The 23,664-nt window shown below is 65.2% G+C and carries 7 protein-coding genes; 2 read left to right on the top strand and 5 right to left on the bottom strand.

Going from position 1 to position 23,664, the window contains the following annotated elements; translation table 11 throughout:
- Positions 1 to 97: 97 nt before the first annotated feature.
- Positions 98 to 13,051 carry a non-ribosomal peptide synthetase gene (locus AB688_RS19885; protein ID WP_063545642.1) on the top strand — a complete coding sequence of 4,318 codons (12,954 nt, stop codon included), beginning with the start codon at positions 98 to 100 and terminating at the stop codon, positions 13,049 to 13,051.
- 47 nt (positions 13,052 to 13,098) lie between these two features.
- Here the strand turns inward: AB688_RS19885 and AB688_RS19880 are convergent, their stop codons facing one another.
- From AB688_RS19880 to AB688_RS19860, 5 genes are all read right to left on the bottom strand, one after another.
- Complete coding sequence (locus AB688_RS19880) at positions 13,099 to 15,981, bottom strand: RHS repeat-associated core domain-containing protein (RefSeq protein WP_063545641.1); 2,883 nt, start codon at positions 15,979 to 15,981, stop codon at positions 13,099 to 13,101.
- Positions 15,982 to 16,092: 111 nt separating this feature from the next.
- Positions 16,093 to 16,851: a thiol:disulfide interchange protein DsbG gene (dsbG, locus tag AB688_RS19875; protein ID WP_054894457.1), complete on the bottom strand. Its 759-nt coding sequence runs from the start codon at positions 16,849 to 16,851 to the stop codon at positions 16,093 to 16,095.
- A gap of 1 nt (position 16,852) precedes the next feature.
- The gene (locus AB688_RS19870; protein ID WP_063545640.1) at positions 16,853 to 17,689 is read right to left on the bottom strand and encodes a TlpA disulfide reductase family protein; all 837 of its coding nucleotides are present in this window, start codon (positions 17,687 to 17,689) and stop codon (positions 16,853 to 16,855) included.
- Positions 17,689 to 19,419: a protein-disulfide reductase DsbD gene (dsbD, locus tag AB688_RS19865; RefSeq protein WP_063546843.1), complete on the bottom strand. Its 1,731-nt coding sequence runs from the start codon at positions 19,417 to 19,419 to the stop codon at positions 17,689 to 17,691. Before dsbD ends, AB688_RS19870 begins: the two co-directional genes overlap by 1 nt.
- Before the next feature lie 113 nt (positions 19,420 to 19,532).
- Entirely contained in the window at positions 19,533 to 21,461 is a 1,929-nt protein-coding gene (locus AB688_RS19860) for a transglycosylase SLT domain-containing protein (protein ID WP_063545639.1), read from the bottom strand.
- Between the two features lie 235 nt (positions 21,462 to 21,696).
- On the opposite strand from AB688_RS19860, the gene AB688_RS19855 reads away from it, so the two are divergent.
- Complete coding sequence (locus AB688_RS19855; protein WP_054894454.1) at positions 21,697 to 23,628, top strand: ATP-binding cassette domain-containing protein; 1,932 nt, start codon at positions 21,697 to 21,699, stop codon at positions 23,626 to 23,628.
- The last annotated feature ends 36 nt before the right edge of the window (positions 23,629 to 23,664 follow it).

Raw genomic sequence — 23,664 nt, 5'->3', positions numbered from 1 at the left:
TGTGTACATCCGGCCGCCGACTGCCGCCCGCCCGACGTGCCTTGCGCACCTGGCCCGGCTCCGGCCCGACTTACCCAGACACTGGCAGGAACACTCCATGATGGACGCCTTCGAACTCCCGCTCACGCTGGTCCAGGCCCTGGCGCAACGCGCCGCGGCGACCCCGGACCGGATCGCCTTGCGCTTTCTGGCCGACGATCCCCGCGAACAGGCGGTGCTCAGCTACCGCGAGCTGGACCTGCGCGCCCGTACCATCGCCGCCGCCCTGCAGGCCCGTGCCACGTTCGGCGATCGGGCGATCCTGCTGTTTCCCAGCGGTCCGGACTATGTCGCGGCATTCTTCGGCTGCCTGTATGCCGGAGTGATCGCAGTGCCGGCCTATCCGCCGGAGTCTTCGCGCCAGCACCATCAGGAGCGGCTGCTGTCGATCATCGACGATGCCCAGCCGCGTCTGCTGCTGACGGTAGAAGCGCTTCATGACAGTTTGCAGGGCCTCGATGCTCTGGCGACGGATGCCGCCCCGGGCCTGCTGGCGGTGGACCGCCTGGCCCCTGAGCTGGCCGACGACTGGCGTGAACCGGCGCTGGCCGGCGAGCACATCGCCTTCCTGCAGTACACCTCTGGCTCCACCGCGCTGCCCAAGGGTGTGCAGGTCAGCCATGGCAACCTGGTGGCTAACGAGCAACTGATCCGCCAGGGTTTTGGCATCGACCTCAACCCTGACGATGTGATCGTCAGCTGGCTACCGCTGTACCACGACATGGGCCTGATTGGCGGCCTGCTGCAACCGATCTTCAGCGGTGTGCCCTGTGTGCTGATGTCGCCGGGCTACTTCCTCGCCCGGCCCCTGCGCTGGCTGCAGGCGATCAGCGAATACGGTGGCACCATCAGTGGCGGCCCGGATTTCGCCTACCGCCTGTGCAGCGAACGGGTCAGCGAAGCGGCCTTGGCCGGGCTCGACCTCAGCCGCTGGCGGGTGGCCTACTCCGGTTCCGAGCCGATCCGCCAGGACAGCCTCGAGACGTTTGCCGGCAAGTTCGCCGCCTGCGGCTTCCAGGCGAGCAGCTTCTTCGCCAGCTACGGGCTGGCCGAAGCCACTCTGTTCGTCAGCGGCAGCCGACGCGGCCAGGGCATTGGCGCGCTGGAGCTCGATGCCGAGGCCTTCGCCGCCAACCGCGCCGAGCCTGGCAAGGGCAGCGTGCTGATGAGCTGCGGCTATCCGCAGCCGGGCCATGCGGTGCGTATCGTCGAACCGCAGCAACTGGCGGTGCTGGGCGATAACCGGGTGGGCGAAATCTGGGCCGGCGGCCCGAGCATTGCGCGGGGCTATTGGCGCAACCCCGAGGCCACGGCGCGTACCTTTGTCGAGATGGACGGCCAGATCTGGCTGCGTACCGGCGACCTGGGCTTCATGCGCGATGGCGAGGTGTTCGTCACCGGGCGGTTGAAGGACATGCTGATCGTGCGCGGCCAGAACCTCTATCCGCAGGATCTGGAGAAGACCCTCGAGCGTGAGGTCGATGTGTTGCGCAAAGGGCGCGTGGCGGTGTTCGCCGTGGACGATCGAGGCGAAGAGGGCATCGGCGTGGCGGTGGAAGTCAGCCGCAATGTGCAGAAGGCGATGCCTGCGCAAGCGCTGATCAAGACCCTGCGCCAGGTCATCGCCGACGCCTGCCGCCAGGCGCCGGCCGTGGTCTTGCTGCTCAACCCGGGGGCGCTGCCCAAGACCTCCAGTGGCAAGCTGCAGCGTTCGGCCCGCCGTCTGCGCATGAGCGACGGCAGCCTCGATTGCTATGCTCGCTTCCCGGCAGATGCCGCGTCCTCCGAGCGGGGTGCCAGCGGCGATGCCCTGCAGATGCGCATTGCGGCGGTATGGCGCGACCTGCTCAAGGTCGAGGCGGTGACGGCGGACGATCATTTCCTGCTGCTGGGCGGCAACTCCATCGCCGCCACCCAGGTCACCGCGCGGCTGTCCGACGAGCTGGGTGTCACGCTCAGCCTGCGTACCCTGTTCGAAGCGCCTGTACTGGCCGACTACAGCGCGGCAGTGGCCTGCGTGCTGGAGCTAGGCGGGCAGGGCACCGGCGCCATCGCCGCCCTCGATCGCGCCAAGGCATTGCCGCAGTCGCTGGCGCAGAACCGACTGTGGTTGCTGTGGCAACTGGAGCCGCAGTCCGCTGCCTACAACATCCCTGCCGGCCTGCACCTGCGTGGCGAACTGGACGAGGCAGCGCTGCAGGCGAGCTTCCAGGCGCTGGTCGAGCGTCACGAATCCCTGCGCACGCGCTTCAGCGAAGTGGATGGCGAGGCCCTGCAGCATGTGCTGGCGCATGCCGACTTTGCCTTGCAGCGTGTCGATCTCGAAGGGGTGGACGCCAGCGAGGTCGCCAATCGTCGCGAGCATGAGGCCCGCCAACCCTTCGACTTGCTCCAAGGGCCGCTGCTGCGCGTGACCTTGGCGCGCCTGGACGATGAAGAACACCAGTTGTGGGTAACCCTGCATCACATCGTCGCCGACGGCTGGTCGCTGAATATCCTGCTCGAGGAGTTCGCCCGACTCTACACCGCCCACTGCCAGGGCCAGCAACCCAATCTCGCGCCCCTCGCGCTGGGCTACGCCGACTACGGCACCTGGCAGCGCCAGTGGCTGGCAGAAGGTGAGGCTGCACGTCAGCTGGAATACTGGAAGGCGCAACTGGGCGACGAATTGCCGGTACTCGACCTGTGCACCGACCATCCACGCTCGGCGCTGGGCGAGCAGCGCGCTGCGCGCCTGAACATGAAGGTGCCCGCCAAACTCGGCGAAGCTCTCAAGGGCCTGGCCCGTGACCAGCAGGCCAGCCTGTTCATGGTCCTGCTGGCGGGCTGGCAAGCCTTGCTGCAGCGCTACAGCGGCCAGTCCGACATCCGCGTCGGCGTCCCCAACGCCAACCGCCCGCGCCTGGAAACCCAGGCCATGGTCGGCTTCTTCATCAACACCCAGGTCATGCGTGCCGAGTTCGACGGCCGTACGCCGTTCGACCAGTTGCTGGCCCAGGTGCGTGAGCGCACCCTTGGTGCCCAGGCGCACCAGGACCTGCCGTTCGAGCAACTGCTCGAAGCGCTGCCCCAGGCCCGTGAGCAGGGCCTGTTCCAGGTCATGTTCAACCACCAGCAGCGCGACCTGTCCGCGCTGCGCCGCCTGCCCGGACTGCTTGCCGAAGAGCTGCCGTGGCACAGCCGCGAGGCCAAGTTCGACCTGCAACTGCACAGTGAGGAAGACCACCAGGGCCGGCTGACACTGGCCTTCGACTACGCCGCCGAGCTGTTCGACGCCAGCACCGTCAAGCGCCTGGCCCAGCACCTGCTGGCGCTGCTCGAACAGGTCTGCGCGCAACCGCAGCTGGCCGTGGGCGAAGTGCAACTGCTGGATGAGCCAGGCCGCGCGCAACTGCTCGCCTGGGGGCAGGCCCCTGCCGAGCCCGCCAGAGCCTTGCTGGTCGAGCAGCTCAACGAGCAGGCACGCCTGACACCGGAGCGCGTCGCCCTGGTGTGGGAGGGCGGTCAGCTCGACTACGCCAGCCTGCACCAGCAGGCCAACCGCCTGGCTCACTACCTGCGCGACAAGGGCGTCGGCCCGGACACATGCGTGGCCATCGCGGTCGAGCGCTCGCCGCAACTGCTGGTCGGCCTGCTGGCGATCCTCAAGGCGGGCGGCGCCTATGTACCGCTGGATGTCGACTACCCGGCCGAACGCCTGGCCTACATGCTCGCCGACTGTGGTGCGGGCCTGCTGCTGAGCCAGAGCACCCTGCTCGAGCGCCTGCCCCAGGTCGAGGGCGTCAGTACCATCGCGCTGGACCAGTTGCACCTGGACACCTGGCCCAGCCAGGCCCCGGGCCTGCGCCTGGAAGGCGAGCACCTGGCCTATGTGATCTATACCTCCGGCTCCACCGGCCAGCCCAAGGGCGTGGGCAACACCCATGCTGCCCTGGCCGAACGCCTGCAATGGATGCAGGCCACCTATGCGCTGGACGACCGCGACGTGCTGATGCAGAAGGCACCGATCAGCTTCGACGTGTCGGTGTGGGAATGCTTCTGGCCGCTGGTCACCGGCTGCCGCCTGGTACTGGCAGGCCCTGGTGAGCACCGCGATCCGCAGCGCATCGCCGCACTGGTGCAGCAGCATGGCGTGACCACGCTGCACTTCGTGCCGCCGCTGTTGCAGGTGTTTGTCCAGGAGCCGCTGGCCGCAGGTTGCACCAGCCTGCGTCGGCTGTTCTCCGGCGGCGAGGCGCTGCCTGCCAGCCTGCGCGACCGGGCCCTGGCCTTGCTCCCCCAGGTGCAGTTGCACAACCGTTATGGCCCGACCGAGACCGCGATCAACGTCACCCACTGGCACAGCCAGCGCGAGGATGGCGAGCGCTCGCCCATCGGCCGTCCACTGGCCAATGTGCTGTGCCGTGTGCTGGATGATGAATTCGAACTGACCGCACCGGGCGTGCCGGGCGAACTGTGCCTGGGCGGCGCGGGCCTGGCCCGTGGCTATCTGGGACGTCCGGGACTCACCGCCGAGCGTTTCGTGCCGCAACCCGATGGCGACGGTCAGCGCCTGTACCGCAGCGGCGACCGCGCGCGCTGGCTGGTGCACGACGGTGCGCTGGAATACCTCGGGCGCCTCGACCAGCAGGTCAAGGTGCGCGGCTTCCGCGTCGAGCCTGAAGAAGTCCAGGCCGTGCTGCTGGCCCAGCAAGGTGTCGAGCAGGCGTTGGTGCTGATCCACCGCGACGCTGTCGGCGCGCAGTTGGTCGGTTACTACAGCGGCGTCGAGCAGAGCGCCGCCTTGCTGGCGACCCTCGGCGCGCAACTGCCCGCCTACATGGTGCCAGCGCAGTTGGTTCACCTCGCGCAGATGCCCTTGGGCCCGAGCGGCAAGGTCGATCGCAAGGCGCTGCCGGCGCCGGTCTGGCAGCAACGCCAACACGTCGAGCCGCAGTCCGCGCTGGAGCGGCAAGTGGCGGCGATCTGGCGCGAGGTGCTGAACCTGCCCCAGGTAGGCCTGCAGGACGACTTCTTCGCCCTCGGTGGCCACTCGCTGCTGGCCACCCAGATCGTTTCGCGCTGCCGCCAGGCCTGTGACGTCGAGCTGCCGCTCAAGGCGCTGTTCGAGGCCAGTGAGCTGGGTGCCTTCTGTGCCGAGATCGCGCGGATCCGCGCCAGCGGTGGTTGCAACCTGCAGGGGGCGATCACCCGTGTCGATCGCCGTCAGGCCGTGCCGCTGTCCTACTCGCAGCAGCGCATGTGGTTCCTCTGGCAGATGGAACCGGACAGCCCTGCGTACAACGTCGGCGGCATGGCGCGTCTATGCGGCGCGCTGCATGTGGACGCTTTCGAACGTGCCCTGCAGGCGTTGATCGTCCGCCACGAGACCCTGCGCACCACCTTCCCCAGCATCGATGGCAAGCCCTACCAGTGCGTGGCCGACGACAGCGGCCTGCACCTGGACTGGCAGGACTTCAGCGCGCTGCCGGCCGACAATCGCCAGCAGCGCCTGCAGCAACTGGCCGACGAGCAGGCGCACCAGCCGTTCGACCTGGAGCGTGGTCCGTTGCTGCGTGCCTGCCTGGTCAAGGTGCAGGAGCGTGAGCACTATTTCGTCCTGACCCTGCACCATATCGTCACCGAAGGCTGGGCGATGGACATCTTCGCCCGTGAGCTGGGCGAGCTTTACGAAGCCTTCGTCGACGAGCGCGAATCGCCGCTGCAGCCGCTGCCAGTGCAGTATCTGGACTACAGCGTCTGGCAGCGCCAGTGGCTCGAAGGCGGGGAGGGCGCGCGCCAGCTCGACTACTGGAAAGCGCGCCTGGGCGACGAGCATCCGGTCCTGGCACTGCCGACGGACCGCCCGCGCCCAGCGGTGCAGAGCCATCGCGGCGAGTTGTATCGCTTCGACCTCGATCCGGCGCTGGTCGAGCGTGTGCATGCGTTCAACAGCCAGCGCGGGCTGACCCTGTTCATGACCATGACCGCCACGCTGGCCGCACTGCTGCACCGCTACAGCGGCCAGCGCGACCTGCGTATCGGCGCGCCGGTGGCCAACCGCATCCGCCCGGAAAGCGAGGGGCTGATCGGTGCCTTCCTCAACACCCAGGTGCTGCGCTGCGAACTGGATGGGCAGATGAGCGCCGCCGCACTGCTCGAGCAGATGCGTCAGACCATCATCGACGGCCAGTCGCACCAGGACCTGCCGTTCGAACAACTGGTCGAAGCCCTGCAGCCGCCGCGCAGCAGTGCCTACAACCCGCTGTTCCAGGTAATGTGCAACGTGCAGCGCTGGGCCTTCCAGCAAAGCCGAACCCTGGCAGGCATGCAGGTGGACTACCTGGTCAACGACGCCAGCGCCACCAAGTTCGACCTGTACCTGGAAGTCACCGACCTGGACGGCCGGCTCGGCTGCTGCCTGACCTACAGCCGCGACCTGTTCGATGAGCCGCGCATCGCGCGCATGGCCGAACACCTGCAGCAGTTGCTGGCGGCGATGCTCGAAGATCCGCAGCAACGCCTGTGCGAGCTGCCGATGCTGTCGGGTGCCGAGCAGCAGGAGCTGGTCGGGCAGCTTCAGGGCGAACAGGATTTCGATCTTGACCAGACCCTGCACGGGCTGTTCGCCGCCCAGGTGGAGCGCACGCCGCAGGCGCGGGCCTTGACCTTCGCCGGCCAGCACCTGAGCTACGCCGAGCTCGATCAGCAGGCCAACCGTCTGGCCCGAGCCCTGCGTGAGCGCGGAGTTGGCCCGCAAGTGCGGGTGGGCCTGGCGCTGGAGCGCTCGTCGCAGATGGTGGTCGGCCTGCTGGCGATCCTCAAGGCCGGTGGCGCCTATGTGCCGCTCGATCCGGAATACCCGCTCGAGCGCCTGCACTACATGATCGAGGACAGCCGCCTGGACCTGCTGATCGGCCAGCGCGAGCTGCTCGCGACCCTTGGCGAACTGCCGGCCGGTGTCGTCACCTGGAGCCTGGAGGACGACGCAGCGTCGCTGTCCGCCTACAGCGATGCGCCACTGGACAACCTCAACCTGCCGCAGCACCAGGCCTACCTGATCTACACCTCCGGCTCCACCGGCAAGCCCAAGGGCGTGGTGGTCAGCCATGGCGAGATCGCCATGCATTGCCAGGCGGTGATCGCCGACTTCGGCATGCGCAGCGACGATTGCGAGCTGCATTTCTATTCGATCAACTTCGATGCGGCCAGCGAACGCCTGCTCACGCCGCTGCTGTGCGGGGCACGTGTGGTGCTGCGCGCCCAGGGGCAATGGGGCGCCGAAGAGATCTGCGACCTGGTGCGCGAGCAGCAGGTGAGCATTCTCGGTTTCACCCCGAGCTATGGCAGCCAGCTGGCGCAGTTCCTGGCCGGGCGTGGCGAGCAACTGCCTGTGCGCCTGGTGATCACCGGCGGCGAAGCGCTGACCGGCGAGCACTTGCAGCGCATCCGCCAGGCCTTCGCCCCGCAGCAATTCTTCAATGCCTACGGCCCGACCGAAACAGTGGTCATGCCGCTGGCGTGCCTGGCCCCCGAAACCTTGTCGGCCGATGCGGGCAGCGTGCCGATTGGCCGCATGATCGGGGCGCGCACCGGCTACATCCTCGACGAGGACCTGGCGCTGTTGCCCCAGGGCGGCATCGGTGAGCTGTATGTCGGTGGCGCGGGCCTCGCCCAGGGCTATCACGATCGCCCGGGGCTGTCGGCCGAACGTTTCGTCGCCGACCCCTTCAGCCATGACGGTGGCCGGCTGTATCGCACCGGCGATCTGGTGCGCCTGCGCGCCGACGGGTTGGTCGAGTACATCGGCCGCGCTGACCAGCAGGTGAAGATCCGTGGTTTCCGCATCGAGCTGGGCGAGATCGAAAGCCGCCTTCAGGAGCACGCCGATGTCGAGGAGGCCGTGGTTCTGGCCCTCGATCTGCCGGGCGGCAAGCAACTGGTGGGCTACCTGGTCTGCGCTCAGGCCAAGGCGAGCAGTGATGCCCAGGCGCACCTGCGCGAGGCGGTCAAAGCCCATGCACGGCAACACCTGCCCGACTACATGGTGCCTGCGCACCTGGTACTGCTCGATCGCCTGCCGCTGATGGGCAATGGCAAGCTCGACCGTCGTGCGCTGCCAGCGCCGGATCTCGAGCAGGCACACCAGCTGTACCAGGCGCCGGCCAATGAGTTGGAGGCGCAGTTGGCGCAAATCTGGCGCGAGGTGCTCAATGTCTCGCGCGTGGGTGTGCAGGACAATTTCTTCGAACTGGGCGGTGACTCGATCCTGTCGATCCAGGTGGTCAGTCGCGCCCGTCAGTTGGGCCTGCAGTTCACCCCGCGCGACCTGTTCCAGCACCAGACCATCCAGACCCTGGCAACCGTGGTCACCCACGGCGCGGGGCCAACGCATGTGGAGCAGGGGGCGCGTCAGGGCCGTATCGGCCTGACGCCGATCCAGCATTGGTTCTTCGACAGCGAAGTGCCGCAGCCGCAGCACTGGAACCAGGCTGTGCTGCTCGAAGCACGCAAACCGCTGCTCGCTGACCGGCTTGAGGCCGCGCTGGCGGCGCTGGTGCAGCATCACGACAGCCTGCGCCTGCGCTTCACCCAGGTGGCTGGCCGCTGGCAGGGTGAATACGACCAGGCCGGCGCCCAGCCGCTGCTGTGGACGGCGACCGTCGCTGACTTCGACGATTGCCAGGCGCTCTATACCGACGTGCAGCGCAGCCTCGACCTGCAGCAAGGGCCCCTGTTGCGCGGCCTGCTGCTGACCGATGGCGCAGGCGCGCAACGCTTGCTGCTGGCCATCCATCACCTGGTGGTCGACGGCGTGTCCTGGCGTGTAGTGCTGGAGGACCTGCAGGCGCTGTACCGCGGTGAAACCCTGACGGCCAAGACCCATGCCATGGGCGACTGGTCGGCGCGTCTGGCCAGCTATGCCGGCAGCGACTCGCTGCGTGACGAGCTGGGCTGGTGGGAGGGACAGCTGGGTCGTGTACGCCGCGAGCTGCCGTGCGATCACCCGCAGGGCGGCAACCTGCACCGCCATGCGCGCACCTTGGCCATCGAGCTCGACACCGAGCAGACCCGCCAACTGTTGCAGCAGGCGCCAGCGGCCTATCACACCCAGGTCAACGACCTGCTGCTGACCGCTCTGGCGCGCACCCTGAGCCACTGGAGCGGCGATGAGCAGGTGCTGGTACAGCTCGAGGGGCATGGACGCGAAGGGCTGTTCGAAGATATCGACCTGACCCGCAGCGTCGGCTGGTTCACCAACGCCTATCCGCTGAGCTTGAACCCGGTAACCGGCGACGACGATGCCGCGCGCAGTGCGTCGATCAAGGGCATCAAGGAACAACTGCGCCAGGTGCCGCACAAGGGGCTGGGTTATGGTGTGCTGCGCTACCTGGCCGATTCTGCGGGGCGTGAGCGCATGGCGGCGTTGCCACAGGCGCGCATCACCTTCAACTACCTCGGGCAGTTCGACCAGCAGTTCGACGCCAATGCCGTGTTCCAGCCGCTGGATGCCCCTGCGGGGCTGGCCCATGACCCGGACGCGCCACTGCCCAACTGGCTGAGCGTGGATGGCCAGGTCTATGGCGGTGCCTTGCAACTGCGTTGGACTTTCAGTACAGAGCGCTACGACGAGGCGACCATCGCCGAACTGGCCGAAGCCTATCGCCAGGAACTGCTGGCGCTGGTCGCCCACTGCCTGGTCGAGGGCAACGGCAGCTTCACGCCGTCGGACTTCCCGCTGGCCCAACTGACCCAGGAGCAGATCGACACGCTGCCGGTGCCGGCTGGCGAGATCGAGGATGTCTACCCGCTGACGCCAATGCAGGAAGGGCTGCTGCTGCACACCCTGCTGGAACCCGGCACCGGCATCTACTACATGCAGGACCGCTACCGCATCAACAGTGCGCTGGAGCCGGAGCGCTTCGCTCAGGCCTGGCAGGCGGTGGTGGCGCGCCACGAGGCGCTGCGTGCATCGTTCAGCTGGAATGCGGGCGAAGCGATGCTGCAGATCATCCACAAGCCAGGCAAGACCGCCGTCGACTACCAGGACTGGCGCGACCTTGACGAGGCCAGCCAGGAAGCCCGCCTGCAAGCGCTGCACAAACAGGAGCGTGAAGCCGGATTCGAGTTGCTGCGCGAGGCGCCGTTCCACCTGCGTCTGGTGCGCGTGGCCGATGAGCGCTACTGGTTCATGATGAGCAACCATCACATCCTCATCGATGCCTGGTGTCGCTCGTTGCTGATGAACGACTTCTTCGAAATCTACCAGGCACTGGGCGAAGGCCGTGCCGCGCACTTGCCGGTGCCGCCGCGCTATCGCGACTACATCGGCTGGCTGCAGCGCCAGGACCTGGACGAAGCACGCCAGTGGTGGCAGGCCAACCTGGCCGGCTTCGAACGCGCCACGGCGATCCCCAGCGACCGCCCGCTGCGCCATGACCACGCCGGGGACGGCATGATCGTCGGCGATTGCTACACCCGCCTCGAGGTGAGCGAGGGGGCGCGTCTGCGTGAACTGGCGCAGGCTCATCAACTGACCGTCAACACCTTCGCCCAGGCGGCCTGGGCACTGGTACTGGCCCGCTACAGCGGCGAGCGCGACGTAGTGTTCGGGGTGACCGTTGCCGGGCGCCCGGTGAGCTTGCCGCAGATGCAGCGCACGGTCGGGCTGTTCATCAACAGCATCGCCTTGCGCGTGCAGCTGCCGGCGGCCGGCGAGCGCCAGAGCGTGCGTCAGTGGCTGCAAGGCCTGCTCGATCGCAACATGCAGTTGCGTGAGTACGAGTACCTGCCGCTGGTGGCGATCCAGGAGTGCAGCGAGCTGCCCAAGGGGCAGGCGCTGTTCGATAGCCTGTTCGTGTTCGAAAACGCGCCGGTCGAGAGCAATGTGCTTGACCACGCCCAGCACTTGAACGCCAGCTCCGACTCGGGCCGTACCCACACCAACTTCCCGCTGACGGCGGTGTGCTATCCGGGCGACGACCTGGGCCTGCACCTGTCGTTCGACCAGCGCTACTTCGACTACCCGACCGTCGAGCGGCTGCTGGCTGAATTCAAGCGCCTGCTGCTGGCGCTGGTCGAAGGCTTCGAGGGTGAGGTCCAGGCACTGCCACTGCTGGGTGCCGACGAGCAGCGCTTCCTGCTCGAGGACTGCAACCGCACCGAGCACGCCTATACCTTGGAGCAGAGCTATGTCGAGCTGTTCGAGGCACGCGTTGCGGCGCACCCCGAGCGTATCGCCGCCCGTTGCCTGGAGGCGTCCTACGACTATGCCGGGCTCAACCTGGCCGCCAACCGCCTGGGACATGCGCTGGTCGCAGCCGGAGTGAGCATCGATCAGCCCGTTGCCCTGCTGGCCGAGCGTGGTCTGCCGCTGCTGGGGATGATCGTTGGCAGCTTCAAGGCCGGTGCGGGTTACCTGCCGCTGGATCCGGGCCTGCCCTCGGCGCGCCTGCAGCGTATCGTCGAGCTCAGCCGCACACCAGTGCTGGTGTGCAGCGCCGCCTGTGCCGAGCAGGCGGGTCAGTTGCTCGACGAGTTGAGCGGGGCGGTACGGCCGAAGCTGCTGGTGTGGGAGGATATCCAGGCCAGCCAGGTCGCTGGCCACAACCCGGGTATCCACAGCGGGCCGGACAACCTGGCCTACGTGATCTACACCTCGGGCTCCACCGGGCTGCCCAAAGGCGTGATGGTCGAGCAGCGCGGCATGCTCAACAACCAGCTGAGCAAGGTGCCGTACCTGGCGCTGGACGAACACGATGTTATCGCCCAGACCGCTTCGCAGAGCTTTGACATCTCGGTGTGGCAGTTCCTGGCAGCACCACTGTTCGGGGCCCGTGTCGAGATCGTGCCAAATGCCATTGCCCACGATCCCCAGGGCTTGCTGGCGCATGTCCAGGCCAGCGGTATCACCGTGCTGGAAAGCGTGCCTTCGTTGATCCAGGGCATGTTGGCCAACGATCATCAGGCATTGGATGGCCTGCGCTGGATGCTGCCGACCGGCGAGGCGATGCCTCCGGAGCTGGCCGCCCAGTGGCTGGAGCGCTATCCGCAGATCGGCCTGGTCAACGCCTATGGTCCGGCCGAATGTTCGGACGATGTGGCGTTCTTCCGTGTCGATGCCGACTCGACCCGCGGCAGCTACCTGCCCATCGGCACCCCGACCGACAACAACCGCCTGTACCTCTACGGCGAAGAGCAGACGCTGGTACCGTTGGGCGCGGTGGGCGAGCTGTGCGTGGCCGGCACGGGTGTCGGTCGTGGTTATGTTGGCGACCCGGTGCGTACGGCCCTGGCCTTCATCCCGCATCCGCATGGCGCGCCGGGCGAGCGCCTGTATCGCACCGGCGACCTGGCGCGCCGCCGTGCCGATGGTGTACTCGAATATGTCGGGCGCATTGACCACCAAGTGAAGATCCGCGGCTACCGTATCGAGCTTGGCGAAATCGAAGCGCGCCTGCACGAGCAGCCGCAGATTCGCGATGCGGCAGTCGGTGTCCAGGAGGGCGCCAATGGCAAGCATCTGGTTGGCTACCTGGTAGCCCACCAGGGCGTGGTGGCCGATGCCGGTCTGCTCGAGCAGATCAAGCAGCGTCTGCGTGCCGAGTTGCCGGAGTACATGGTGCCGCTGCACTGGGCCTGGTTCGATAACCTGCCGCACAATACCAATGGCAAGCTCGATCGCAAGGCGCTGCCGGTCATCGAGATCGGTGCCCAGCACAGCCAGGACTACCTGGCGCCGCGCAGCGAGCTGGAAGAGACCCTGGCCGCTATCTGGGGCGAGGTGCTCAAGGCTGAGCGGGTCGGGGTGCGCGACAACTTCTTCGAACTGGGCGGGCACTCGTTGCTGGCCACGCAGATTGCCTCACGCGTGCAGAAGCGCCTGCAACTGAATGTGCCGCTGCGGGCGATGTTCGAGTGCAGCACCGTGGAAGAGCTGGCGGCGTATGTCGAAGGGTTGCAGGGCAGTGCGTTGGATGAGGATAAGGTGGATCGGTTGAGTGATCTGATGGCGGAGTTGGAAGGGTTGTAACAGGCACGACACCAGCGCGGGCAAGCCGCGCTGGTGTCGTGCTGTATTTAACGCGGTACTTTGTTGATGCTCTTTCTACGTTTGGGTTCGCCCATGTTTTTTCTTACCGTCGAAGAGTTACTTGACAGCGTCGAAGAGTTACTTGATAGGCTTGAGCGCCGGCTGGAGTTTGAATCATCGTCGGAGGTGTCAGGAAACAGTGTCTCCAGGTTGAGAGTATTCTCTTCGCTCGATGTGCTGTGCGTGCGAGCTAGCGTCGGTACTTGTTGAGTATCATTTGTATCTGGGTCGTCAATATTGATGGCGAGGTGCTGCGGTGCAGAGAAGTCCTCTCCTGCGTTGGTATGTGCCGATGGAGCGGGCAAGGCGACCCTCTCTATAGCGTCGTGCGTATCCGGGCGCTGTTCCCCAAGTCTGGGAGAGTGTGGTCTGCTAGGGGCGTATTGGTGAACACAGTTTTCGCCGCCCGCGGAGTTTTGATTATCGGGTGATTGAGCATCATTTCTGAACGGGGGAGCCTCTTCAGATTCCAACTGAGCACGGCGAATTTGTTCAGCTGTACGTTGTTTCATAAACACCCGATATTGTGCAAGATTTTGGGTTCCGACCGATGTGATGGCGCCAAACATGGTTAAATATCGCGCGGAGGAATCATCGGGGGAGATCCAGCCCAAGAACATTAAAGTAATCGCATTAAGGATGTTAAGCACCCTGAGTCCGCTGGATGCAGCATGGAGGCGGCCACCCGGTTCTCTCCAGTGCTTCCATAAGGGAGCTGTCAGTGATGTTCCGTTTCTCTCTGCATCTTTCACCTGGTAGTAGAGGGGTTGGTTGTTCGTAATAAGCGTCGCTATGTTCAGCAGAAGCAGCCAGATGGCAAATATTTCTATGGCTATAGTCATAACGGTCTCTGCTGGAGACATCCCCGTAGCGTCACGAAAGCGCAGAGGATTATTTCTATTCGTCCGATACAGATTCGGGCCATCAATAAGCCTACCGGGATCGGCACTCAGCCATCGGCCCAACCCCGTCTGATAGTATCGCCAGCCGTAGTAGTAAAGACCGCTGGCATCGAGCTCCTTGCCGGCATGACGCGACGTACGTTGGGTTAATCCGCCGACTTCCGCTGCTTGCTCATCCAGGCCAACTGTTTCGCCATAGGGGGCGTATTCCTCACGCGAGACGATGTTTCCCACCTCGTCCGTTTCTCCCGCACTGCTGCCCAGATGGTCGCTAAACCCATAGCGCAGGTGAACCTCGGTACTCAGGCGATTTTCAATCCAACGCGTCTCCTCGACTTCGCTGATCACGACGTGCTTGAGCGCCTGGGGCTGGCCTTCGAGCGTGCGCAGGCGTACTTCGCAGTCATCGAGGTAGGTCGTCAGAGTGGTCTGGATTGCGTTGGCCATGCGCACCGTACTGATTTTGCGACGGCGGGTGCCGCCATTGGCGTAGCGGTATTGCTCGATATCATCCGCCGCTCCGTTGGCGCGTTTGACCAGCGACACCTGGCCCAACTGGTGATCGGCCAACCAAGCCAGTGCCCGGCCATCGATCAGTTGTTTCTGCAGGCCGCCAGGCAGAAAGTCGTTGTCTGGTGCCAGCCCGTGGCCCTCGGGCATTGCGCGGTTGCTCTGGGTCGACACACGAAGGTGCTGGGTGCGCTGACCGGCACCACCGTTGTGACTCAAGGTGATCAGGTTGTCACCGTCGTCGTATTCGTAGCGTTCGCTGTAAGGTGTCCAGACCATGCCGCCCTGGCGGTCGGACGTTCCGAACGAGGGCGACCAGTAGGCACCGACCGGGCTGCGCTCGCGCCCGCTGGCCTCGACCAGGCGGTAGAGGGTGTCGTAGGCGTATTCGCGCAGGCCGTCGGACTCGTGGTTGTCATGCCACTGAGGGTCGGCACCTTGGTCATCGAGGGTGAGGATGTTGCCTGCGGGATCGTAGCCATAGTGCAGGTCGCTGATCAGCAGATAGCCCAGCGCATGGTCACTTGGGCGCTGCGTACGATGTTGAATCAGGCGCTGACTGGTGGGCGAGTAGCCATAGAGGTCGACCACGCCATTGCCAGACGTCTGCGCCATGACCATGCCATCGGCCCTGCGCGTGACTGCCGCGAGCGCCATGGCCTCCTTGGCACCCTGGCGCAAATGTATCTGGCGTACTGCGCCACTGACGTCCAGTGTCTTCGAACTCGTGACCCCGGCTGCGTTGGTGCGTACCAGCACATCGCCCACTGCGTTGTATCGGTTAACGGTGATCAGTATGTTCTCTTCCAGATCACCCTCACTGCTGCCAGCCCAATCGGGTTGTTCGGCGTGAGGCTGCAACAACTGTTGCCGGGTTTCGAGAGGTTTGCTGGTGAGCGATAGCAAGGCTGTGTGGGTCAGGCCTGCGTTGTCGAAATGCTTGAGCGTGGCACCTGCCAGGTTGCGCTGGCGGTCGGCAGCAGTGGCTGGGGCATACACCAGGCGCTCGCGCATACGTGCGATGCCGGCGGCTGGGTGCTCGAAGATCGCGCTCTTGCGCCCGCCTTGTTCTGGGGTTTCATAGGTGTGCGTGTGGTGGGTGCCCTGGGCGTTGCAGGTCCACAGCGGTCGACCAGTGGCATCATCAAGCGACAGTGAGGTATCGCCGTCGGTGGTGTGCAGCTTCAACTGTCGGCCGCCGAGGCTGGCGACCGTCGTGGCATCGGCCAGCGTCGTTGCGCCTGCCGATACTTGCAATGCTCGTGCACCGAACTGGCGGACGGTGCGGGTCAGTGCTTCTGCATGGGTGCGGTTACGCAGCAGTTTTGCTGCGGGTATGTCTGCTCCATCCTGTGGGGAGCGCAGCAGGCGCAGCGTCACCGTAGCGCCTGCTGCACCGGACAGCACCGTCACGTCCGGTGTTTCGGCATGGTAGCGTGCAGCCTTGATGGCAGGCATCGGCGATCCCTCTTCTCATCGCATCCTGCGCACCGATCGCGTGGCCGCGAGGGTGCGATAAGAGGAGTCTAGGGAGACTGCGTCGGTCTCGCACCTGACAGATTTATCAGGTCAGCGCTTGCCCAGAATCTTGCCGAGCATTTCCGGGCGTGGCGCGCCTTGTTGGCTTTGCAGTTGTCCCTGTTCATCCTGGTAGAAGATCGCAGGCGTTGCGCCCAGCCCCATTTCTTCCATCAACGCCTGGTTGGCTGCGAGTTGCTTCTGTGTGGGTTCGGGAATGGTGTCCAGTGCCTTGAGCGTGCTGGCCTTGCCAGCGCTTTCGTGATCTTGCAGTGCCTTGGCAGGGTCTTTTGCCGACAACAGCGCGGCGGACTTGCCCGGGCTGTCCGGACGGATGATGCCGACCATGATATGGCGCAATTGCACCTTGCCCGAGTCGACCCAAGGCCGCGCCTGTTGCCAGAACATGTTGCAGTACGGGCAGTTGGGGTCGCTGAACAGGTAGACGATGCGTGGCGCATCAGCCTTGCCGTCCTGGATCCAGGCGGTCTTTTCCATCTTCGCCCAGATTTCCTTGCTCATCGGTGTGTAGACCAGCTTGTCCAATGGCTCGGCGCTCAGGTCCTGGCCTTGTTCATCGAACAGGCTGCCAACCAGCACGTGCTTGCCGTCGGGGGTCAGATACAGGGCGATGCCGTTGCTATGGTACTCGGCGGCATAGCCGCGCAGGCCATTGGGCGCGTCGAACGTGCCCTTGATCACCGCGCCCTTGGCCTCCATCTGCTGGATCGGCTTGGGCCAGGGCTCTGCTTGGGCCAGGGGCGCGACGAGCAGGGCCAGGGAGAGGGGCAGGAGAGCAGTCAGTCGCATGTCATTTTCCTTGTACGGCGGGGGCGGGCGCCACGGCCCGCTTCAAAGGTTCCAGGGCGTTGTGCAGGCTGGCGCGGGACAGCTCGCCGAGATGGCTGCCGACCAGGCGGCCCTCGGCGTTGTAAAACAAAGTGGTGGGCAGGGCCATGGAGCCGACCCGTTGCGCCAGTTGCCCACTGCCGTCGAACAGCACGTGGTTCAGGCTCAGGCCGGTCGTGGCAAGGAAGGTACTGACGCTTTCGGGTGTTTCGCCTTGGTTGACGAACAGGAAGGTCACGTCGGGGTAGTCGCTCTGGGCCTGCTGCAGCACGGGCATCTCCCGTCGGCACGGTGGGCACCAGGTGGCCCAGATGTTGATGACCAGGGGTGTGCCGCGGTAGCTGTGCAGGGCCACCGACTCGCCGCTGGCGTTGCGCAGGCTCAGATCGGGCAGTTCGGTGCCTTTGCTGTACAGGTGGCTGCCCAGGCTTGCCAGCCCCCAGAACAGGGCGCCGCTGAACAGTGCCCAGCCCAGTGGCCGGCGCAGGCCCGGACGGCGTCGACCTTGCCACAAGGCAGCAGCGACGATGCCCGCCAGGCCGCTCCAGAGTTGGAAGCCGCCATCGCGAATGTCGATGATCTGCAGTGGCTCGTCGCGGTACATCGCCCAGTACTCCAGGACGAAGCCTGCACGGGCGCTGAGGACTCCGACCAGAAACAGATTGAACAGTGCCGACTCGGGGCTTTCGCCGCCACGGCGGGCCACCCACCAGCCGACCAGGCAAGCGATGCCCAATGCACTGAGCAGCAGCAGGTGGTTCAGGGCCATCGTCAATGGCCCCAGGGTTACCGTCAGCATCAACCTTGACTCCTGGTCTGGGCCCAGTGTTGCAGGAACGCTGCCGCGTCGATTTCGCCGGTGATGCGTCGGGCACGGCGCTCGTCACCTTCCGGGCCGATCCAGATCAGGCTGGGCGGGCCTGGAACCTGGTAGCGCTGCAGCAATGCGCGGCTGGCGGGGGTGTCGGCAGTGACATCCAGGCGCAGCAATTGCACGCCGTCGAGGCTGGCCTGCACGTCGCTGCGGGCAAATACCTGTTTCTCCATCACTTTGCACGATACGCACCAGTCGGCGTAGTAGTCGACTAACACCCATTGGTTGCGCGCTTTGGCGGCATCCAGTTCGCGCTGCAGGTCCTGCGGGTTGTCGATGGTGATGACCCGCTGGTCATGGGCGCTGCTCATCGGCGCGGCGCCACCACCGGTGAATGGCTGCAGCGGTTGCCACAGATCGCTGCCACCCGCGGCAGCGCCGACCAGCAACAGGCCACCCCAGAGCGCACCCAGCAACGGCAGGGCTCGTAGCGCCGGCAGACGCTGCAGGGCAGGCCATGCAGCCCAGGCCAGGGCAATCAGCCAGGCGCCGACCAGTGCCAGCAGCAGTGGTTCTGGCAGCAGGCTGCGCAGGGTGTACAGCGCCATTGCCAGGAAGACGAAGCCGAACACGCCCTTGACCAGGTTCATCCAAGCTCCAGGGCGTGGCAGGTAGCGGTTGCCCAGGGTGACCAGCAACAGCAGTGGTACGCCCATGCCCAGCCCCAGGCTGAACAGCACCAGCGCACCCTGAACCACATCGCCGCTCTGGGCGATATAGAGCAGCGCACCGGCCAGTGGCGCGGTCATGCACGGCCCCATCAGCAGGCCCGAGAGCGCGCCAAGCAACGCTGCGCCATACAGGTTGCCGCCACGCGTTCCCTGGCCTGCACGATCGAGGCGGTCACGCACGGCGGCGGGCAGTTGCAGTTCGAAGGCCCCGAACATCGGCAGGGCGAGGATCACGAACAGGCCGGCCAGGCTGCCCAGCAGCCAAGGTTGCTGTAGCCAGGCCTGCAGGCTGGCGCCGAGCAGCGCGGCGACCACACCCAGTGCGGCGTACACCAAGGCCATGCTCAGAACGTAGACGCCGGCCAGAATCCAGCCACGTCGTGCACTGGCACCATTGCCCATGACCAACCCGGCGAGGATGGGCAGCATCGGTAGCGAGCAGGGGGTGAAGGCCAGCAGCAGACCCAGGCCGAAGAACGCCAGCAGGCTCCAGGCCAGGCTGCTGTGCTGAAGGCCGCTGGCCAGGGCCTGGTCGCTGGCTTGTCCGCCATCCGGTGCCGCTGGCGCAGCAGAAGCCGGCTGGCCGCCCAGGTCGATCACGGTGGTTTGCGGTGGATAGCACAGCCCGGCATCGGCGCAGCCCTGCCAGCCCAGTCGCAGTTCGCCAGTGGCATTGGCGGGCAGCAGCAACTCGAGTTCGGTGCGATAGACGGCGCTGTCGCCGAAGAACTCGTCATGATGGTTGAGAGCCGCAGGCAGTTGCGGTTGCTGATCGACGGGAATGCCGTCGAACTTCAGGCGCTTCTGGTAGAGGTAGTAGCCATCCTTGATCTGGAAATACAGGCGCATCTGCCCGGAAGGCAAGCGGTCCTGGCTCAGGACGAAAGCCTGACTCACCGGCAGGAAATCCGACTTGGGAGCGAAGGGATTGGCCTGGAGCGGGCCGGCGAGCAGGAATGTCAGGAAGAGCAGGAGAACACGCATGTCGACGCCTTGGCAGTGCATTGAGTGCACCATGCTGGAGCAGACTGATTAACCGAAAGTTAACCCGGTCCGACATGAGGCCCTGTCGGTGCTCCGACAGGGCCTGGGCCGGATCACATGTCGTCGAAGTAGCGTTCGTGCCAGTCCACCAACGGTTGTGGTGCGTTCAGTTTCTGGCCATAGATCACCGAGTACGACAGCACGTTCTGCACATACTGACGTGTCTCATCGAACGGGATCGACTCGACCCAGACATCGAAGCTCAGGTGCTTGGCGCCCTTGAGCCACTGACGTACGCGACCGGGGCCTGCGTTGTAGGCGGCCGACGCCAGCACGCGGTTGCCGTTGAACTGGCCGTGCACCTGGCTCAGGTAGGCGGCGCCGAGCTGGATGTTCTTGTCCGGATCGAGTACCTGCGCAGGCGAGGCCAGCGGGATGCTGAACTTGCGCGCGGTTTCCTTGGCGGTTCCTGGCATCAGTTGCATCAGGCCGCTGGCGCCTACTGGCGAGCGGGCATCGTCCATGAAGGCACTTTCCTGACGGGTGATGGCGAATACCCAGCTCGAGTGCAGGCCGCGGACTTTGGCTTCGCGCACCAGGGTGTCGCGGTGGGCCATCGGGAAGCGGATGTCCAGGTCGTCCCAGTACTTAGCCTGGCTGATGGTGCGGATAGCCGGGAAGTACCAGCGCAGGTCGTAGGCCAGGCGGGCCTGGGCGACCATTTCGTCACGGTTGAAGTGGCGGCTGACGTGGTACCACTCGCGGCGCCCCTCGACAATCTGGCCACGGGCGTGGAACTCCAGGGCGCGGCGCACGCCGGGGGTGTTACGCACCTTGTTGATCAACTGCTGGCTCAGTACCAGGGGCTTGTTGTTGAGCTGGTACGGTGTTTGCGCGCGATCGGCAGCAAGAAAACCATAGAAGTCGCGCTCACGCGAGACGTTCTTGTAGAGCAGCGGGATCTGCGGGTTGTTGGGTTGTGCCAGCTCCAGGCTGCGTGCCTGCCAGTAGCGCCAGCGGCTGCTGTCGGCCAGGTCCTGGGGCAGGCGGCGGCTCAGTTCGTAGGCTTCTTCCCAGCGCCCGAGACGCAGCAGCAGGCGCATGCGCCATTCGCTGACGGTGTTGTCGCGCAGTTCCGGGTCGTAGCGGGTCATCAGGTCGAGGGCGCGCGGATCGTAGCGCCGTGCGAGCGTGAGGCCGATCTCGCGGGCGATGGCGACCTTCTCGTCGCGGGAAAAATGCATGCGCTGGGCGTAGTCGTCGAGCAGTGCCATGGCTTGCTCGGGATCCTGCCGCGCCAGGCGGCGCAGGCCGAGGCTGACCACATCGGACATCGCTTCGTTGACCGGCATGAAGCGCGAAGGCTGCTTGAGCAGCTCGGGTTTCTGCGCCACATCGATCAGCAGCTTGCCTTGCGGGCCGAGTGTGGTGAGCGTTTGCACCAGGTTGTTGGCCAGGCTGTAGTTGCGCGCCTCGGCCGCCAGTTTCGCACGCTGCCAGCGGCGGGCCTCGGTGAGCTGGCCTTCTGCGGCCCACAGGCCGAACAAGGTGTCGCAGGCCGCAGGTTGCGACTTGCCGACGTTCCACAGTTTTTCGGCAGTGGCGAAACCTTCGGCGCGCAGGCCGTTGGTCAACTGGTACTGGCCGTTGAGGCAATCCAGTTCGGTGAAGTTCAGCTTCGGGTCGTAGTATTTGGCGAAGGTCTTCCAGTCGCCGCGTTCGGCCTGCCAGCGCAACCAGCGCAGTTTCATCCAGTTGGCCTGGGGCAGGTCACCGTGTTTGGCGAGGAAGCCTTCGACTTCCTCGTTGCTGGCAGTCTTCAGCCGCGCGGTGAGTTCGTCGTAGGCCAGGTAGGGTGTGAGCGGATAGTCGCTGAGCGCTTGGGCATACCGCAGGTAGGGACCCTTGTCGCCTTTGGCGAGGGCACGCTTGGCCTCGTCGTAGTACTGGCGCTGCTGGGTGATGTCGATTGCCTGTGCAGCACTCGCGGTCGTGGCGGTGAGCACCAGGCAGGAAACGAATTGGAACAGGCGGCTGCGCATGATACGTCCGGGCAGTTGAACCATGAAAAGTGACGGCGAAGCCAGCACTGTTGAAATCTAGTTTCCTTAGCTTAGCCGTTTGCCGGCGATGGATGAAAGCACTGTGCTTGTATCGAATCGTTAACACCGACCACGCGTCGCCAAGCGCTCGCTGCCATCGCACCCGGAATGTCACGCAGGGGCGAAGTAGGCGTGAAAGTCAGGTAGAATGCGCGCCCGGTTTTTGGAGATGATCATGACCCTGCTCAAATTCAGCGATGTGTCCCTCGCGTTCGGCGCCATGCCGCTGCTGGACAAAGTGTCCTGGCAGATCGCCCGTGGCGAGCGGGTGTGCATTATCGGCCGTAACGGCACCGGCAAGTCGAGCATGTTGCGCCTGGTCAAGGGTGAACAGAAACCCGACGAAGGGGAAATCTGGCGTGCGCCGGCACTGAAGATAGGTGAGCTTCCGCAGGAATTGCCGGTGGCCGACGATCGCAGCGTGTTCGATGTGGTCGCCGAGGGCCTCGACGGCGTCGGTGCGCTGCTCGCCGAATATCACCACCTGAGCCAGAACATCCAGAATGATGCCGACCTGGACAAGCTGATGCATGTCCAGCATGAGCTGGAGGCCCGCGACGGCTGGCGTCTGCAGCAGGTCGTGGAGAGCACCCTGAGCCGCCTGCAACTGCCGGCCGACAAGACCCTCGCCGAGCTGTCCGGCGGCTGGCGCCGTCGCGTGCTGCTGGCCCAGGCGCTGGTGTCCGAGCCTGACCTGCTGCTGCTCGACGAACCGACCAACCACCTGGACATCGGTGCCATCGCCTGGCTCGAAGAGGCCCTGAGCGGCTTCAACGGCGCCGTGTTGTTCATCACTCACGACCGCTCGTTCCTGCAGAACCTGGCCACGCGGATCCTCGAGCTGGACCGCGGCGGGCTGATTGACTGGAACGGCGACTACGCCAGCTTCCTGGTGCACAAGGAGGCCGCGTTGGCCGCCGAGGAAACTGCCAACGCGCTGTTCGACAAGCGCCTGGCCCAGGAAGAGGTCTGGATCCGCCAGGGCATCAAGGCCCGGCGTACCCGTAATGAAGGTCGTGTGCGTGCCCTCAAGGCCCTGCGCGTGGAGCGCAGCGAGCGTCGCGAGCGCCAGGGCAGGGCGAACATCCAGATCGAGGTCGCCGACAAGTCCGGCAAGCAGGTGATGGTGCTGGAAAACGTCAGCTTCGCGCACCCTCAGGGGCCGAAGCTGGTCAAGGATTTCTCCATGGTCCTGCAGCGCCAGGACCGTATCGGCCTGCTCGGCGCCAACGGCACCGGCAAGACCACCTTGCTCAAGCTCATGCTGGGTGACCTGGAGCCGACCGCCGGCAAGGTCGATCGCGGCACCAAGCTGGAGGTGGCCTACTTCGACCAGATGCGTCACCAGCTCGACCTTGAGAAGACGGTGATCGACAACCTCGCCGAAGGTCGCGACTTCATCGAGATCGATGGTCAGAATCGCCACGTGCTGAGCTACCTCGGCGACTTCCTGTTCAGCCCCCAGCGTGCACGCACGCCGGTCAAGGCGCTGTCTGGTGGTGAACGTGCGCGTCTGTTGCTGGCCAAGCTGTTCAGCAAACCGGCCAACTTGCTGGTGCTGGACGAGCCGACCAACGACCTGGACGTCGAGACGCTCGAGCTGCTCGAGGAAGTGCTGTCCAACTTCAAGGGCACGGTACTGATGGTCAGCCACGACCGGGCCTTCCTCGACAACGTGGTCACCAGCACCCTGGTGTTCGAGGGTGAGGGCAAGGTGCGTGAGTACGTGGGTGGCTATGAAGACTGGATCCGCCAGGGGGGCTCGCCGAAACTGCTGGGCGTGACCGAGAGCAAGGGCGGCAAGTCCGAGCTCAACAGTGCCGTGGTCGAGAAGGTTGCGGTCGAGGTCGCCCCGGAGCCCGTGGCGCCTGTGGTGGCCGACAGCAGCAAGAAAAAGCTGAGCTACAAACTGCAGCGTGAGCTGGAGATGCTGCCTGGGCAGATCGATGCGCTGGAGCAGAAGATGGCGGTGCTGCAGGAAGAGGTGAACGCGCCTGGCTTCTATCAGCGGCCGATTGGCGAAACGTCGGACGTACTGGCCAAGCTCGAGAAGTTGCAGGCTGAGCTGGATGTGCTGGTCGAGCGCTGGGCCGAGCTGGAAGGTTGAGTCGATCGAGCCGGCCCTATCGCGGGACAAGTCGCA

The sequence above is a fragment of the Pseudomonas putida genome, from assembly GCF_001636055.1.
GTDB classification, from domain to species: Bacteria; Pseudomonadota; Gammaproteobacteria; order Pseudomonadales; family Pseudomonadaceae; genus Aquipseudomonas; species Aquipseudomonas machongensis.
Note: the sequence above shows the minus strand (reverse complement) of the source record. Positions and strands in the feature narration are given on the sequence as shown.

Coding starts and splice junctions, on each gene's coding strand:
- AB688_RS19885 (WP_063545642.1), top strand. CDS start 98: ATGATGGACGCCTTCGAACTCCCGCTCACGCTGGTCCAGGCCCTGGCG.
- AB688_RS19880 (WP_063545641.1), bottom strand. CDS start 15,981: ATGCCTGCCATCAAGGCTGCACGCTACCATGCCGAAACACCGGACGTG.
- dsbG (WP_054894457.1), bottom strand. CDS start 16,851: ATGCGACTGACTGCTCTCCTGCCCCTCTCCCTGGCCCTGCTCGTCGCG.
- AB688_RS19870 (WP_063545640.1), bottom strand. CDS start 17,689: ATGCTGACGGTAACCCTGGGGCCATTGACGATGGCCCTGAACCACCTG.
- dsbD (WP_063546843.1), bottom strand. CDS start 19,419: ATGCGTGTTCTCCTGCTCTTCCTGACATTCCTGCTCGCCGGCCCGCTC.
- AB688_RS19860 (WP_063545639.1), bottom strand. CDS start 21,461: ATGCGCAGCCGCCTGTTCCAATTCGTTTCCTGCCTGGTGCTCACCGCC.
- AB688_RS19855 (WP_054894454.1), top strand. CDS start 21,697: ATGACCCTGCTCAAATTCAGCGATGTGTCCCTCGCGTTCGGCGCCATG.